Origin of the sequence: Streptomyces roseoverticillatus, assembly GCF_000719265.1 — a bacterium.
In the GTDB taxonomy this organism is placed as follows: Bacteria; Actinomycetota; Actinomycetes; order Streptomycetales; family Streptomycetaceae; genus Streptomyces; species Streptomyces roseoverticillatus.
On the sequence record NZ_JOFL01000015.1, the window covers coordinates 31310 to 46643 of the forward strand.

A 15334-nucleotide genomic window follows, 5' to 3' on the forward strand; every position below is an offset into this window, starting at 1 on the left:
TGGATTCCTATGGGAGACCGTAGGATTCCCGGCGGGGCGCGTCAATGGATCAGCCCGCGAAACGAGCGCCCTACTTCTTCGCGTACCCCACCATGCGCAGCGCCAGGTCCGCGTACAGCTCGCCGACCTCGTCCGGCGTGCGCTTGCCCTCCGCGTTGAACCAGCGGGCGACGTCGATGCACAGGGACAGCACGGCCAGCGTCGTCCCCGGGACGTCCGGGGTGTCGAACTCGCCCGCCGCCACGCCGTCCTCCACGATCGCGCGGACGGCGGCGTCGGTGTTCCGGCGCAGGGCGACGATCTCCGCGTAGTGCTCCTCGGCGAGCGCCCCCAGCTCGTACTGCACGACGCGCGCCGTCGTGTGGTGCTCGGCGTGCCAGCGGACGAAGGCGCGCACGGCCTCGGAGAGCCGGTCGGCGGGGCCGCCCGCGGAGTCCCGCGCCCGGCGCAGGATGTCGAGGGCGAGCCGGTGACCGACGATGCTGATGCGGTAGAGCAGCTCTTCCTTCGTCTTGTAGTGGATGTAGAGCGCGGCGGGGCTCATGCCGGCGCGGCCCGCGATGTCACGGGTGGTGGTGGCGTGGTAGCCGCGCTCGGCGAAGGCCTCGACGGCGGCGGTCACCAGCCGCCGCGCGGCATCGGGCGTGACGTCGGCCCACTGCCCGCTCTGCTGCCCCTCCGCACCCATCCCACGCCCCGCTCTCCCGGTCCGCCCCGGGCCCTGCGCCCGCGGAACGAACACCATACCCCGGGGTGAGCGGGCGCTTAGGAAGCCGTGGAAGGGCCCCGGCCACCGGTTCCGGCCACGGTTCCGGGCGCCGGTCCCGCGCCGCTACGGCCGCAGCGCCCGCATCAGCAGATCGGCCAGGTGACCGGCCACCTGCTGCGCGCTCAGCCTGCCCTCCGCGCGGTACCAGGCGCCCAGGTGGTGGACCGAGCCGAAGTGGTAGTCGACCACCAGGTCCGCCGGGGTGGCCGCGGTGAACACGCCGCTGCGCTGGCCCTCCTCGACCAGGGCCCGGAAGCGCTCGTGGTAGCGGCGCCGCTCCGCCCGGACCTGCGCGAGCTTCTCGGGGCCCAGGTGGTGCATGGAGCGGAAGAAGATCGTCGTGTCGTCGAGGTTCTCGATGGTGGTGACCACGACGTCGGCCGCGGCCTCGCGCAACCGCTTCTCGACGGGCGCCGGCGAGTCCGCGAAGGCGTCCAGCCGCTCCTGCTGCAGCCGCAGCACCCGCCCGTAGACCTCGTGCAGCAGGTCGTCCTTCGAGCCGAAGTAGTGGTAGAGGGCGCCCTTCGTGACGCCCGCGGCCTCCACGATCTCCTGGACGGACGTGCGGTCGTAGCCCCGGTCGGCGAAGAGCCGGGTGGCGGCGGCGAGCAGCCGCTGCGGTACGGGTTCGCCCTCCGGCGCGGTACACCGTGTTCCTTCGCCCTCCCCCAGTGCCCGAACGGCCGGGGAGGCGCCCCCGTCTCCGCCCGCGCGGCGCGGAGGTGCGGGTGTCGTGTCCGGCTGCGGCCCGGCGGCCGCGCGTGCGTCGCGCTGTGTTTTCCGGTTCGCTTCTCCGCCCGCGCGGCGCGGAGGTGCGGGTGTCGTGTCCGGCTGCGGTCCGGCGGCCGCGCGTGCGTCGCTCACAGGCCCCCTTCCAGCTTGCGCTGGAGGTGGTTCATGCCGCGCAGCCAGCGGTCGGGGTCGGTCGCGCGGGCCGCGTAGTAGTCCGCGACCTCCGGGTGCGGCAGGATCAGGAAGCGGCCCGCGGCCATCCCGTCGAAGAGTGCGTCCGCCACCTGCGCGGGCTCGATCGCCGTCGGCACGAGGATCAGGTCCCCGGCCGGGCCCGTCCCGCGCAGCATGTCCGTCCGCACGCCCTGCGGGCAGATCGCGTGGACGTCGATGCCGCAGTGGCGGTAGGTGAGCGAGAGCCACTCGGCGAAGGCCAGGGCCGCGTGCTTGGAGACGCTGTACGGGGCCGAGCCGAGCATCGTGAGCAGCCCGGCCGCGGAGACCGTGGAAACGAACCGGCCGCTGCCGCGGTCGAGCCACTCGGGCAGCAGCTTGCGCGCCGCGCGCACGTGGGCCATCACGTTGACGTCCCAGGCGGTCTCCCAGAGGTCCTCCTCGGCCTCGGGACCGCCGGCGGGGGCGACCCCGGCGTTGGCGCAGTAGACGTCGACGCGGCCGCCGAGCGCCTCGCGGGCGGCCGGCACGATGCCGGAGGCGTCGCCGGGCACGGCCGTCGCGCCGATCTCCGCCGCGACCGCCTCGGCCTTGGCGGCGTCGAGGTCGTTGACCACGACCCGCGCCCCCTCGGCGGCGAACCGGCGGGCGAGCGCGGCCCCGATGCCGCCTCCCGCTCCGGTGACGACGACTCCCGCGTCCCGCACGATGCCCACGCTCGGTCTCCCTCGGCTCGGCTGCACCGCGCAGACTAACCAGTCGGTATGTGCCGGGGGAAGAGGCCGGGAACGCACCCGGAGGCACGCCCTCCGGCATTCTCCCCGCCGGGCCGCCGGAGCGTTAGCGTGCATGACCATGCGGCACTCTTCCGGGGGACGCCCCCCGAACGCACGGCATGTGACGCGACGCCAGGTGCTGGGCACGGCGGCCGCGGGCGCCCTCGCCGGCCCGGCCGCGGCGCCGGCGCGGGCCGCGGCCGCTCCGCGCGTCCGCACCGGCTTCGACCGGCTGGCGGAGAGCGGTTACGCCCTGCTCGCCGGGGACCGCGTCGGCCTCGTCACCAACCCCACGGGCGTCACCGCCGGCCTCCGGCACGTCGTGGACGTCCTGCACGAGGACCGGCGCGTGGACCTCCGCGCGGTCTTCGGTCCCGAGCACGGCTTCCGCGGCACGGCACAGGCCGGCGGCTCGGAGCCCACGAGCACGGACCCGGCGACCGGCCTCCCGGTCCACGACATCCACGGCAAGCGCGGCCGTGAGCTCGCGGACCTGTTCGGCCGCGCCGGCGTGGACACCGTCGTGTTCGACATCCAGGACGCCGGCGCACGCTTCTACACGTACGTGTGGACGCTGTACGACTGCCTGATCGCCACAGCGCTCGCGGGCCTGCGGACCGTGGTCCTGGACCGGCCCGACCCCCTCACGGGCCGCGGCGCTCACGGCCCGGTCCTGGAGCGCTCCCTGGCCTCCGGCGTGGGCCGCGAGCCGATCGCGCAGGCGCACGGCATGACCGTGGCCGAGCTGGCCCTGCTGTTCAACGCGGCGTACGTGCCGGCCGTGGCCGGGCGGTCCGCGCGGCTGGACACCGTGCCCATGAGCGGCTGGCGGCGCGGCGACCTCTTCGGCGACACCGGGCTGCCGTGGGTCCCGCCCAGCCCCAACATGCCCACGCCCGGCACCGCCCTCGTGTACCCGGGCACCTGCCTGCTGGAAGGCACGAACCTCTCCGAGGGCCGCGGCACCACCCTCCCGTTCGAACTCGTGGGCGCCGAGGGCATCGACCACCGCTGGGCGGACGCCCTGAACGCCCTGGACCTGCCCGGCGTGCGCTTCCGGGAGGCGTACGCGGTGCCCGCCTTCTCCAAGTTCCAGGGGCGCACCATCGGAGGCGTACAGCTGCACGTGCACGACCCCCGGGCCTTCCAGCCCGTACGGACGGGCATCGCGCTGCTCGTGACGGCCGGACAGGTGTGGCCGGGCTTCGCGTGGCGCCCGGACCGGTGGATCGACCGGCTCGCGGGGACCGCGGCCGTCCGCACCATGACCGACGCGGGCGCGTCCGTGGACGACATCGTGGCGGCCTGGCAGCCCGGGCTGGAGGACTTCCGGGCCCTGCGCGAGGAGCACCTGCTCTACGGCTGACCGCCGCGGCCGCCGGGGGCTGTCCCCACCCCGCCCCGGGGGCCCGTCGGATGGTGCCGGAACGGCGCGCCGGGAATCGTGGACCGGGCCACCGTCGAACGGTCCAGAGCCCGAGGAGCGACCCGAATGACATCCCAGCGCCGCCGCCGGCGCACCGGCCTGCCCGCCGCCCTGCTGCTCACCCTGATCCTGTGCGCCCTCTCCTGGACGCCCGCCCTCGTGCAGCAGGCGCGGGCCCGCACCGCCGGCCCCGTCGCGGCCCTCGCCGCCGCTGCCCACCCCCTGCGCACCACCGAGCCGGGCGGCAGCGTCGCGGACCTGCGCCCGCTCGGCGCCATGGTCGGCGACGCCACGGTGGTCGGCGTCGGGGAGGCCACGCACAGCTCGCACGAGTTCTTCACCAACAAGCACCGCATCTTCCGCTACCTCGTGGAAGAGAAGGGCTTCACCGCCTTCGCCCTGGAGGCGAACTGGAGCGCGGGCCTGCGGATCAACGACTACGTGCTGCACGGCAAGGGCGACGTGCGGCAGATCATGAAGGAGGAGTTCCAGGACGCGTACCGCCTGTGGAACACCCGTGAGTACCTCGACCTGTTCACGTGGATGCGCGACTACAACGCCCACCACGCGCGCAAGGTGCAGTTCGTGGGCAACGACGCCGCCTACGCCGGACCGGAGCTGTTCGACCGGGTGACCGGCTACGCCCGCGCGCACCACCCCGCGCTCCTGCCCCGCCTCGCCGAGCTCTACCGCGGGCAGCGCCCCGAGCCCGGCACCAGTGTCAGGGACACCATGCAGGCGGTGCTGAAGAAGCCGCTCGCCGAGCGCCGCGCCAACGCCGACCGCGCCGAGCAGGCCCTCGGCCTGCTGGCCGGGCAGCACCCCGGCGGCGACCGCCGCGCCTTCGACCGCGCGGTGCAGGACGCGCGCGCCGTCGCCCAGGTCGCCGGGATGTACACCTTCGACCTCGACGACCCCAAGTCCGTCGCCGACTGCATGCGCTACCGCGACAAGGTCATGGCCGACAACACCGTCTGGTGGCAGCGGCACACCGGGCAGAAGATCCTCCTGTCCGCGCACAACGCCCACGTCTCCTACGTGAGCGACAATCCGGCGCAGTACCCGAAGATGCAGGGAGCGTTCCTGCGCGACCGGCTCGGCGCCGCGTACGTCAACGTCCGGCTCACCTTCTCCGAGGGCTCCTTCAACACCCTCGACGACGAGGGGCGCACCAAGCCCGTCACGCTCGGCCCCGCCGCGCCCGGCAGCAACGAGCACACCCTCGACCAGGTCTCCCACGGCCCGGCCTGGCTGCTGGACATGCGCAACGCGCCCCGCGCCGCGAAGGACTGGCTGTCCGCCGCCCGGCCGACCCGCAACATCGGCACCGCCTACCCGGAGCCCGAGTACATGACCGCGCTCGGCCGCTCGTACGACCTCCTCATCCACGTCCACCGCATCCGGGCAGCCGGACTCCTGGCCCCCTGACGATGCCCTGATCCGCGGTACGCACGGTTCCCTGACCCGGAAGCGTGAACAGCGTGACGCGAGTCTGGACAGTCCCCCTCGGCAGCGGGACGATGCGCCGGCATCGGGCTGCTCGAGGGGGAATGCCATGTCCGGCATGAGTGCGGAACCTTACTGGGAGCTCATGTTCGACGCCGACGGGGACGCCGACGCGGGCGAGCGCGACGCCCTGGTACGCGGTGCCGTGAGCGAGGGCCTCACCGACCTCGTGGTGTTCGCGCACGGGTGGAACAACGACAGGCCGATGGCCACGGCCCTCTGCTCCCGCTTCTACGCACCCTTCCCCGGCCTGGTCGCCCGCGCGCCCGGCGTCCGCATGGGCTACGCGGGCGTGATCTGGCCGTCGATGCGTTTCCCGGGCGAGGCCGTCCCCGACTTCCCGTCGGCCGCCCCCGAGGGGCCGCCCGCCCCGCCCGTCCTCGACGCCGCCACCCGCGAGGCCCTGGTCAGGACCCTGCCGTGCGAGCGGGCCGTGATGGACCGGCTCGCGGAGCTGGCCGCGGAGCAGTCCGAGGACCCCGCGCGCCTGGAGGAGTTCGTCTCCCTCGTCCGCGGCCTCGCCCCCGCGCCGCCGCAGGGGCCCGTGGCCGCGGACGCCGGCGAGGACGACGCCTCGTACCTGCTGACGGGCGATGCCCGGCAGGTGTGCGAGAGCTTCGCCGCCGCCCTGGACCGCATGGGCGCACTGCCGCCCGCCTTCCTCGGCGGAGCACTGAAGCGGCTGTGGGGCGGCGCCCTCGAAGTGCTCCGGCAGATGTCGTACTACACGATGAAGCGGCGTGCGGGCGTCGTCGGCGAGAAGGGCCTCGGGCCCGCGCTCGCCCTGCTCGCCGAGTCTGCCACCGGGCTGCGCGTCCACCTGGCCGGGCACAGCTTCGGTGCCCGCCTCGTGTCCTTCGCGCTGCGCGGGCTGCCCGACGACGGCACCGCCCTGGGCAGCGTGACCCTCCTCCAGGGCGCCTTCTCGCACTACGCCTTCTCGTCCCGCCTGCCGTTCGACAGCGGCCGCGGCGGGGCGCTCGACGGGCTGTACCGGCGGATCCGCGGGCCGCTGGTGGCCTGCCACTCGCGCCACGACTCGGCGCTGGGCACCCTCTATCCCCTCGCGTCCATGATGTCCCGCGAGGACGACGGCATTCTCGGCCTCGACGACGGCCGCTGGGGCGCCGTCGGCCACGACGGCATCCGGGACGTGGACCCCTGCGCCCGGATCGCCCTGGACGAGGCGCTGCGCGGCGCCCTGCCCACCGAGGGGTGCGTGAGCGTGGACGCCTCGTCGGTCATCGCCCGCGGCGGCCCCCCGTCGGGCGCCCACAGCGACATCTGCCACGAGGAACTGGCCCGCGTCGTCCTCCACGCCGGCCGGGTCCTGCCGGCCGGGCCGTGAGCCGTGCCCCCGGACCGGGCCGAATGAGCCGGGGGCGATGAACCGGGCCGATCGAACCGGCCGAATGAACCGGGTTCCACATCCCGGCGCGACTTCGGGGTAGCAGAGCGGAGTCGGCCGCGCACCGCGGCCGAGGGATCCGAATGGCGATGAGTTACGTCCCTTCCATGTCGATCCGAGTCCGCGCTGTCGGAGGTGGGATGCAGTGGCAGGTTTCAGAGCACTCGCACGAGAGGTGCGCAATCCACGGAACACCATCGCCTTGCGGCGGACCTCCCTGCGCAAGTGCCTCGAGCGCTTCGCCCCGTACGGGCACCGGGCGACCTGGCACCACCTGTGCGACCTGGCCGGGATCGCCCCGGCCGACCGGGCCCCCGACCCGGCCCGGCTGGCCGTCGCACTGACCGAGCTGGAGGAGGCCCGCGCGGTCTGGCTCGCCTACGAGGCGTCCTTCGCCGACCGCCGCAAGCGTGAGAAGCACGACGGCATCCGGCAGCCCGCCGCCGTCGACGCGTGGCACCGCAACACCTGGGGCGGCTGCGACATAGTGCCCTGCGTGAGCCCCGGCATCTACCCGGCCGCCCGGCTCTCCGACGTGCTGCGCCTGGTGATCGCCGCCATGGAGGCCGAGCCCGGGGACGTCTGCCCCGTCTGCTCGCAGGACCACCTGGAGTGGCGCCCCGACCTGGACCGCTGCCCCGCGCAGGGCCCCGTCTGCGCGGACTGCGGCATCGTGGTGCCCGCGCCCGTACTCACCCCGGGGGCGCTGGCCGCGGCCCGCCGCCGGGTGCTGGAGGACCGTTACGCGGCGGTGTGAGCGTCGCCGCGGCCGCAGGGAGGGGACAGGCAGGAGACCGGAAGGGGGTGTCCGCCGTCCGCCGGTGGTGCGAGGATGCAGCACGGCCCACCGGTGTGCGAGAAGAGGCGGACGGCATGGCGCAGTTGCACGATCTGACCGCGTTGGAGCAGGGGGCGGCGGTGCGGGCGGGGGAGGTCTCGCCCGTCGAGCTGACCGAGCACTACCTGGAGCGCATCGGACGGCTGGACGCCACCGTCGGGGCGTTCGTCACCGTCACCCCCGAGACGGCGCGCAAGCAGGCGGCCGACGCCGAGAGCGCGGCCTCGGCCGCCCGGCGCGAGGGCCGCGCGCTGCCGCCGCTGCACGGCGTTCCCGTGCCGGTCAAGGACCTCAGCCAGGTCGCCGGCGTGCGCTGCACGATGGGCTCGGCCGCGTACGCGGGCAACGTCGCCACGATGGACGACCACGTCGTGGTGCGGCTGCGGGAGGCGGGCACGATCCTGCTGGGCAAGACCAGCACGCCCGAGTTCGGCCTGTCCTCGCACACCGAGAACGCCCTCGTGCCGCCCGCCCGCACCCCCTGGGACCTCGGCCGGTCGGCCGGCGGGTCGAGCGGCGGGGCGGCGGCCGCGGTCGCCGCGGGGCTCGCGCCGCTCGCGCACGGCAGCGACGGGGGCGGCTCCATCCGCATCCCGGCGTCCGCGTGCGGCCTGTTCGGCATCAAGCCCAGCCGCGGCCGGGTGAGCCCCGGCCCGGTCCTGCACGACGTGACCGGCCTGGTGACGCACGGGCCCCTGGCCCGTACGGTCGCGGACGCCGCCGCGCTCCTCGACGTCCTCGCGGGGCCGATGCCCGGCGACCCCTACGCCGCGCCCTCGCTCCCGCCCGGCGGGACCTTCGCGGAGCACGCGCGGCGCGCCCCGGGCCGGCTGCGCGTCGCCCACATCACGGAGGCGCCCATCCCGGGGGTGGAGGTGCACCCCGAGTGCCGGCGCGCCGCGCAGGAGGCGGCGGACCTGCTGCGGGAACTCGGCCACGACGTGGAGGAACTGACGCTCCCGGGCGACGAGTCCCTGCCCCGCGCCTTCGTCACCGTCTGGGAGGTGCTGTCGACGGTCATGCCCGTGCCGCCGGGCGGGCAGGACCTGCTGCTGCCGCTGACCCGTCACCTGCGCGAGCGCGGCGCCCGCACCACCGGCACGGAGTTCGCCGCGGCCCTCCAGCGGATGCGCGGGATCGCCCAGCTCGTCGACGACGTCCTGCAGGCGCCCGGCACCGGCTACGACGTGCTCCTGTCGCCCACCCTCGCCCGGCCCCCGCTGCCCGTCGGCGGGCTGCGCAACGACGACGACCCGGAGCAGGAGTTCGCGGACGTGGCCGCCTTCACGCCGTACTGCCCGCTCTACAACGCGACCGGCCGGCCCGCCGTGAGCGTGCCGCTGCACTGGACGCCCGAGGGCCTGCCCGTCGGGATCATGCTCGGCGGCCGCTACGGCGACGAGGCCGGCCTCATCTCGCTCTCCGCCCAGCTGGAGGAGGCCCGGCCGTGGGCCGGGCGGCGGCCCGCCCTGTGGTGAGGCCGCGGACCCGGGGCGCGCCGTCCGCCACTGCGCGGCGCGCGCCGTCGGTCAGCGCTCGACCAGCAGGCGCGAGCCCGCACCCCGCAGGCCGTTGCGGTCGTCGGGGTTGGACAGGGCGCAGGTCTCCAGCGACAGGCAGCCGCAGCCGATGCAGTCGTCCAGGTGGTCCCGCAGCCGGGTCAGCTGCTTGATGCGCTGCTCCAGCTCCCCGCGCCACGTCTCGGACAGCCGGGCCCAGTCCTCGTGGTTCGGGGTGCGCTCGTCGGGCAGCTCCGAGAGCGCCTCCCGGATCGTGGCCAGCGGGATGCCGACCCGCTGTGCGGCCCGGATGAAGGCGACGCGGCGCAGGGCGTCACGGTCGTAGCGGCGCTGGTTGCCGGAGGTGCGGCGGCTGCTGATCAGGCCCTTGGTCTCGTAGAAGTGCAGCGCCGAGACGGCCGCGCCGCTGCGCGCGGACAGCTGGCCTACGGTCAGTTCCTGGATCGTGTACGAAATCTGCGGCACGGTTCAGACCTTACGTGACCGGCGGCTCCCGGCATTGAGACGACGGCCACACCGCCGCGGGGGGCGCACTCTGGTACGGGCGGTGCGCCCGGCGCTAGCGTGGGTGAGGAGGCCCGCAGCCAGGGCCTTCGCGCAGCTTTCCGAAGCTCGCCGAGCTGTCTGAAACGCTTTGTGATCCCGTTCCGCTTTCGCGAGGAGACGACCCGTGAACCCGCACGACGGCATGTACATCGACGGAGCCTGGCGACCCGCCGCGGGAGCGGGGACGATCGAGGTCGTGAACCCGGCCGACGAGCAGGTCATCGGCACCGTCCCGGCCGGTGACGCCCGGGACGTCGACGCGGCCGTCCGGGCGGCCCGCGCGGCCCTGCCCGGCTGGGCTGCCACGCCGCCCGCGCGGCGCGGGGAGCACATCGCCGCCCTGCGCGACGCGCTGGCCGCCCGTCAGGAAGAGATCGCCGCCACGGTCACGGCCGAGCTCGGCTCGCCCAAGGGCTTCGCACAGCGGGTCCACACCGGGCTGCCGATCGCCGTGGCCGGTTCGTACGCCGAGCTCGCGGCGAGCCACCCCTTCGAGGAGCGGATCGGCAATTCGACCGTCCTCCACGAACCGGTCGGTGTCGTCGCCGCGATCACACCCTGGAACTACCCGCTCCACCAGGTCGTGTCCAAGGTCGCCCCGGCGCTGGCCGCGGGCTGCACGATCGTCCTCAAGCCCGCCGAGGACACCCCGCTGACCGCGCAGCTCTTCGCCGAGTGCGTGGACGCGGCCGGGCTCCCCGCGGGCGTCTTCAACCTCGTCACCGGGCTCGGGCCGGTGGCCGGCCAGGCCCTCGCCGAGCACCCCGGGGTCGACCTCGTCTCCTTCACCGGCTCCACGGCCGTGGGCAAGCGGATCGGCGCGGCGGCCGGTGCGGCCGTCAAGCGCGTCGCCCTGGAGCTGGGCGGCAAGTCCGCCAACGTCATCCTGCCCGGCGCCGACCTCGCCAAGGCCGTCGCCGCGAACGTCGCCGACGTGTGCCGCAACACCGGCCAGTCCTGCAACGCCCTCACCCGTACGCTCGTCCACGCCGACGTGTACGAGGAGGCGGTCTCCCTCGCCGCCGCCGCGGTCGCGGACTTCGCGCCCGGCGATCCCGCGCAGGACGGGGTCCGGGTCGGCCCGCTCGTCAACGCCAAGCAGCACGCGCGCGTGCGCGGCTACATCGGCAAGGGCGTCGAGGAGGGCGCGCGCCTCGTCGCCGGCGGCGCGGCGGCCCCCGAGGGCCACGACAAGGGCTACTTCGTCACCCCGACCGTCTTCGCCGACGTCACGCCGGAGATGACCATCGCCCAGGAGGAGATCTTCGGCCCCGTCCTCTCCTTCATCAAGTACGAGGACGAGGACGAGGCCGCCCGGATCGCCAACGGCACGGCCTACGGCCTCGCCGCCGCGGTCTGGGCCGCCGACAAGGAGCAGGCCGCCGCCTTCGCACGGCGCCTGGACGTCGGCCAGGTGGAGATCAACGGCGGCGGGTTCAACATCCTGGCGCCCTTCGGCGGCTACAAGGAGTCGGGCGTCGGGCGCGAGCTGGGCGTCCACGGGCTGGGGGAGTACCTACAGACCAAGTCCCTCCAGTTCTGACGCCGGGTTCCTGCTTCCCCCGCCACCACCGTCGAGAGGAATGGCATGGTCCGCGCCGCCGTACTGCCCGCCGTGGGCGCTCCGCTGCAGATGGCCGAGATCGACCTGCCCGCGCCCGGCCCCGGGCAGGTGCGGATCCGCCTCGCCGCCGCCGGGGTGTGCCACTCCGACCTCTCCCTGTCCAACGGGACGCTCCGCCAGCCCGTGCCCGCCGTCCTCGGGCACGAGGGCGCGGGCCGGGTCACCGCGGTCGGTGAGGGAGTGACGCACGTGGTGCCGGGCGACCTGGTCGTCCTCAACTGGGCGCCCTCCTGCGGCGGCTGCCACTTCTGCGGGCTCGGCGAACCCTGGCTGTGCGCGGGCGCGGCCGCTGCCGCCGCCGTTCCGTACGCGCGCCTCGCCGCCGACGGCAGCGCGCTCTACCCGGGCCTCGGCACGGCCGTGTTCGCCGAGGAGACCGTCGTCCGGGCGGATGCGGCCATTCCGCTCCCCGGGGGGATACCGCCGGTCGAGGCGGCCCTGCTGGGCTGCGCCGTGCTCACCGGCTACGGAGCGGTCCACCACTCCGCGAAGGTGCGCGCGGGCGAGTCCGTCGCGGTCTACGGCGTCGGCGGCGTCGGGCTCGCCACCCTGCAGTCCGCGCGGATCGCCGGCGCGGGCACGATCGTGGCCGTGGACGTCTCCCCGGAGAAGGAGGAGCTGGCCCGGGCCGCCGGCGCCACCGAGTTCGTCGTCGCGGGCCCCGACACGGCCAAGGCCGTCCGCAAGCTCACCGGCGGCTGGGGCGCGGACGTCGCCATCGAGTGCGCGGGGCGGGCGGACGCGATCCGCACGGCCTGGTCGTCGACGCGCAAGGGCGGCAGGACGACCGTCGTCGGCATCGGCGGCCTGGACCAGCAAGTCACCTTCTCCGCGCTGGAGCTCTTCCACTTCGGGCGCACGCTCTCGGGCTGCGTCTACGGCAACAGCGACCCGGCGAAGGACCTGCCCGTGATCGCCGGGCACGTGCGCGCGGGCCGCTTCGACCTGTCCGCCCTGGTGACGGCGCGGATCGGCCTCGACGGCATCGCGGGCGCCTTCGAGGCGATGCTCGCGGGGCGGGGCGGGCGGTCGCTCGTGGTGTTCTCCGACGCGTAGGGGGGCGCGGCCGGGCGGGCCGCTCAGCCCTCGGGGGAGTGCCACTGCGGAGAGGGCAGCTGGATCAGCACGAGCACGAACCCGGCCAGCAGGAAGTTCCGCCCGGCGGCCTGCAGGCCGTTCCACTTCTGGGACTGCCACATCGCGAACCACTCGCCGCCGATCGCGATGAACCCCGCGCCGAACAGCAGCATGACCATCACCAGCCCCAGCGTGCTGAGCCGCCGCGCCCGCCGGAAGCCCGCGCCGCGGCTCGTGAGCCCGCGCACCCACAGGACCGTCGCGGCCACGAGCACGACCGCGGCCAGCGTCTCCCAGACGATGATCGCGAGGTAGGCGATGTCCTGCAGCGTGCGGTCCGTGACGGCCCGCCACATCAGGTCGTCGTCCTGGAACGTCGTGTCCATCGCCAGGACGTGCCGGACGAACTCCTGGTTCGTCCCGAAGTCGGTGATGTTGCCGAAGGCGACGAGCGCGATGTAGAGCGCGACGGTGCCGGTGAGCGCCGCCGCCGCGAACGGCAGCCCTCCGAGCCGCGCGGCTTCGCGCGGCCCCCGCACCTTCCAGTTAGCGGCCATGCGACCTCCCCCTCCGGCCTTGCCCGTAGTAGATATTCCTGCCCGCCGGGCGAGGCCGGTACGCGACGGAGCGGCCCGCACGGCTACCGGCATGCGTAGGTACCGGCATGCCCGGTTACCGGTACTGCCGCAACTCCCGCCGGGCCAGCGACCGCTGGTGCACCTCGTCAGGCCCGTCGGCCAGGCGCAGCGTCCGCGCCGCGGCCCATAGCTCCGCCAGCGGGAAGTCCTGGCTCACGCCGCCCGCCCCGTGCAGCTGCACGGCCTTGTCGAGGATGTCCACGACCGTTCGCGGAGTGGCGATCTTGATGGCCTGGATCTCGGTGTGCGCGCCGCGGTTGCCCACGGTGTCCATCAGCCACGCCGTCTTGAGCACCAGCAGCCGGAGCTGCTCCACCGCCACCCGCGAGTCGGCGATCCACTGCTGCACGACGCCCTGCCCGGCCAGCGGTTTGCCGAAGGCCGTACGGTCCAGGGCGCGCCTGCACATGAGCTCGATCGCCCGCTCGGCCATTCCGATCAGCCGCATGCAGTGGTGGATGCGGCCCGGGCCGAGGCGCGCCTGGGCGATCGCGAAGCCACCGCCCTCCTCGCCCACGAGGTTGCCCACCGGCACCCGTACGCGGTCGAAGACGATCTCGGCGTGGCCGCCGTGGTAGTGGTCCTCGTAGCCGTAGACCCGCATCGCGCGCCGCACCTGCAGACCGGGCGCGTCCCGCGGGACCAGCACCATCGACTGCTGGCGCCGCGGGTCGTCCCCGTCCGGATCGGTCTTCCCCATCACGACGAAGACCTCGCAAGCGGGGTTCATGGCACCGGAGATGTACCACTTGCGGCCGGTGATGACGTACGCGTCGCCGTCGCGCTCGATGCGGGTCCCGATGTTCGTCGCGTCGGAGGAGGCGACGCCGGGCTCGGTCATCGCGAACGCCGACCGGATCCGGCCGTCGAGCAGCGGCTCCAGCCAGCGCTTGCGCTGCTCCTCGCTGCCGAACTGGGCGAGCAGCTCCATGTTCCCGGTGTCGGGGGCGGCGCAGTTGAGGGCGGTGGGGGCCAGCTGCGGGCTGCGGCCGGTGATCTCGGCGAGCGGGGCGTACTGGAGGTTGGTGAGCCCGGCGCCGTACTCCGCATCCAGGAGGCTGTGCTCGTTGGTGAAAAAGAGGTTCCACAACCCCTGCCGCCGCGCCTCCGCCTGAAGCTCGGCGACGACTGGCGGCGCGGTCCACGGGTCGGCGAGCGACGCCCGCTGCTCCTCGGCCACGGCTTCTGCCGGGTACACGTGCTCGTCCATGAACGCGAGCAGTCGCCCGCGCAGTTCCTCGGTGCGGGTGTCGAATGCGAAGTCCATGGCCGGTCAGCCCTTCCGGAGGGTGGTGAGTCCGTTGCCGATGAAGAGCGGGACGAGCTGCCCGATGCAGTCGAAGCCCGCGCCGACGGTCTGCCCGAGGGTGTAGCGGTAGTGGATGCCCTCCAGGATCACGGCGAGCTTGAAGTAGGCGAACGCCGTGTACCAGGGGAGCGCGGAGACGTCGCGGCCGGACGCGGCGGCGTAGCGCTCCACGATCTCGGCGGGGGCTGGGTGCCCCGGGGCCTCGCGCGTCGTGCTGATGGGCGAGCCCGGGACGGGCTCCTGCTCGCTGTACATCACCAGCAGGCCGAGGTCGGTGAGCGGGTCGCCGAGCGTGGACATCTCCCAGTCCAGGACGGCGGCGACCGTGTCGTCCGCGCCGATCAGGACGTTGTCGAGCCGGTAGTCGCCGTGCACGACCGTGGCGGCGGGGGAGGCGGGCAGCGCCGCGGCGAGGCCGGAGTGCAGCGCGTCGATGCCCGGCAGCTCCCGGTTGCGGGACGCCTCCAGCTGCTTGCCCCAGCGCCGCAACTGCCGCTCCAGGAAGCCCTCCGGCCGCCCGAAGTCCGCGAGCCCGGCCGCTTCCGGATCGACGGCGTGCAGCCGCACGAGCGTGTCGGCGAGCCCCAGGACAACCTGCCGGGTGCGGTCCGGCCCGATCGCGGCGAGCTGCCCGGCCGTCCGGTACGGCGTGCCGTCCACGAACTCCATCACGTAGAACGGCGCCCCGAGCACGCTCTCGTCCTCGCACAGCAGCAGCGCCCCGGGCACCGGCACCGCCGTCCGGTGCAGCGCACTGATCACCCGGTGCTCGCGCCGCATGTCGTGCGCGGTGGCGAGCACGTGCCCGAGCGGCGGCCGGCGCACCACCCACCGGCCCGTGCCGTCGCTGACGGCGTACGTGAGGTTGGACCGTCCCCCCTCGATCAGCCGGGCCGTCAGAGGCCCCCGCACGAGCCCCGGAAGCTCCCGCTCCAGATGGGCCCGCAGCCGTTCCGGATCGAGTCCGGGAGGGTTGCCCTTGCTCATTGCA

The 15334-nt window shown here is 74.4% G+C and carries 14 protein-coding genes; 7 read left to right on the forward strand and 7 right to left on the reverse strand.

Features of this window, described 5'->3' with window-relative positions:
* Positions 1-70: 70 nt before the first annotated feature.
* The 3 genes from IF61_RS0118725 to IF61_RS0118735 form a co-directional block, all read right to left on the reverse strand.
* Complete coding sequence (locus IF61_RS0118725) at positions 71-688, reverse strand: TetR/AcrR family transcriptional regulator (RefSeq protein ID WP_030367580.1); 618 nt, start codon at positions 686-688, stop codon at positions 71-73.
* A gap of 144 nt (positions 689-832) precedes the next feature.
* Positions 833-1441 (reverse strand): TetR/AcrR family transcriptional regulator, encoded by a 609-nt coding sequence (locus IF61_RS0118730; RefSeq protein WP_030367581.1) that lies wholly within the window; start codon positions 1439-1441, stop codon positions 833-835.
* 188 nt (positions 1442-1629) lie between these two features.
* Positions 1630-2391 (reverse strand): SDR family NAD(P)-dependent oxidoreductase, encoded by a 762-nt coding sequence (locus IF61_RS0118735; RefSeq protein ID WP_030367582.1) that lies wholly within the window; start codon positions 2389-2391, stop codon positions 1630-1632.
* Positions 2392-2530: 139 nt separating this feature from the next.
* On the opposite strand from IF61_RS0118735, the gene IF61_RS0118740 reads away from it, so the two are divergent.
* From IF61_RS0118740 to IF61_RS0118760, 5 genes are all read left to right on the forward strand, one after another.
* A complete protein-coding gene (locus IF61_RS0118740; RefSeq protein ID WP_052392816.1) occupies positions 2531-3817 on the forward strand; it encodes an exo-beta-N-acetylmuramidase NamZ family protein in 1287 nt (428 codons plus the stop codon).
* A 126-nt stretch (positions 3818-3943) separates the two neighbouring features.
* The gene (locus IF61_RS0118745; RefSeq protein WP_052392804.1) at positions 3944-5305 is read left to right on the forward strand and encodes an erythromycin esterase family protein; all 1362 of its coding nucleotides are present in this window, start codon (positions 3944-3946) and stop codon (positions 5303-5305) included.
* A 136-nt stretch (positions 5306-5441) separates the two neighbouring features.
* Complete coding sequence (locus IF61_RS0118750; RefSeq protein ID WP_245684555.1) at positions 5442-6731, forward strand: serine-threonine protein kinase; 1290 nt, start codon at positions 5442-5444, stop codon at positions 6729-6731.
* Positions 6732-6936: 205 nt separating this feature from the next.
* Complete coding sequence (locus IF61_RS0118755; protein ID WP_030367586.1) at positions 6937-7548, forward strand: hypothetical protein; 612 nt, start codon at positions 6937-6939, stop codon at positions 7546-7548.
* A gap of 116 nt (positions 7549-7664) precedes the next feature.
* Positions 7665-9107 (forward strand): amidase, encoded by a 1443-nt coding sequence (locus IF61_RS0118760; protein ID WP_030367587.1) that lies wholly within the window; start codon positions 7665-7667, stop codon positions 9105-9107.
* Between the two features lie 51 nt (positions 9108-9158).
* On the opposite strand, the gene soxR is transcribed toward IF61_RS0118760, so the two are convergent.
* The gene (gene soxR, locus IF61_RS0118765; RefSeq protein ID WP_030367588.1) at positions 9159-9614 is read right to left on the reverse strand and encodes a redox-sensitive transcriptional activator SoxR; all 456 of its coding nucleotides are present in this window, start codon (positions 9612-9614) and stop codon (positions 9159-9161) included.
* Between the two features lie 205 nt (positions 9615-9819).
* On the opposite strand from soxR, the gene IF61_RS0118770 reads away from it, so the two are divergent.
* Positions 9820-11238, forward strand: coding sequence for an aldehyde dehydrogenase family protein (locus IF61_RS0118770; RefSeq protein WP_107043067.1), 1419 nt, complete (start codon positions 9820-9822; stop codon positions 11236-11238).
* Between the two features lie 45 nt (positions 11239-11283).
* Positions 11284-12375 (forward strand): zinc-binding dehydrogenase, encoded by a 1092-nt coding sequence (locus tag IF61_RS0118775; protein ID WP_030367590.1) that lies wholly within the window; start codon positions 11284-11286, stop codon positions 12373-12375.
* 23 nt (positions 12376-12398) lie between these two features.
* On the opposite strand, the gene IF61_RS0118780 is transcribed toward IF61_RS0118775, so the two are convergent.
* The 3 genes from IF61_RS0118780 to IF61_RS0118790 form a co-directional block, all read right to left on the reverse strand.
* Positions 12399-12953 carry a DUF2165 domain-containing protein gene (locus IF61_RS0118780; RefSeq protein WP_052392805.1) on the reverse strand — a complete coding sequence of 185 codons (555 nt, stop codon included), beginning with the start codon at positions 12951-12953 and terminating at the stop codon, positions 12399-12401.
* A gap of 115 nt (positions 12954-13068) precedes the next feature.
* A complete protein-coding gene (locus IF61_RS0118785; RefSeq protein ID WP_030367592.1) occupies positions 13069-14301 on the reverse strand; it encodes an acyl-CoA dehydrogenase family protein in 1233 nt (410 codons plus the stop codon).
* Between the two features lie 6 nt (positions 14302-14307).
* Entirely contained in the window at positions 14308-15330 is a 1023-nt protein-coding gene (locus IF61_RS0118790) for a phosphotransferase family protein (RefSeq protein WP_030367593.1), read from the reverse strand.
* Between the last annotated feature and the right edge of the window lie 4 nt (positions 15331-15334).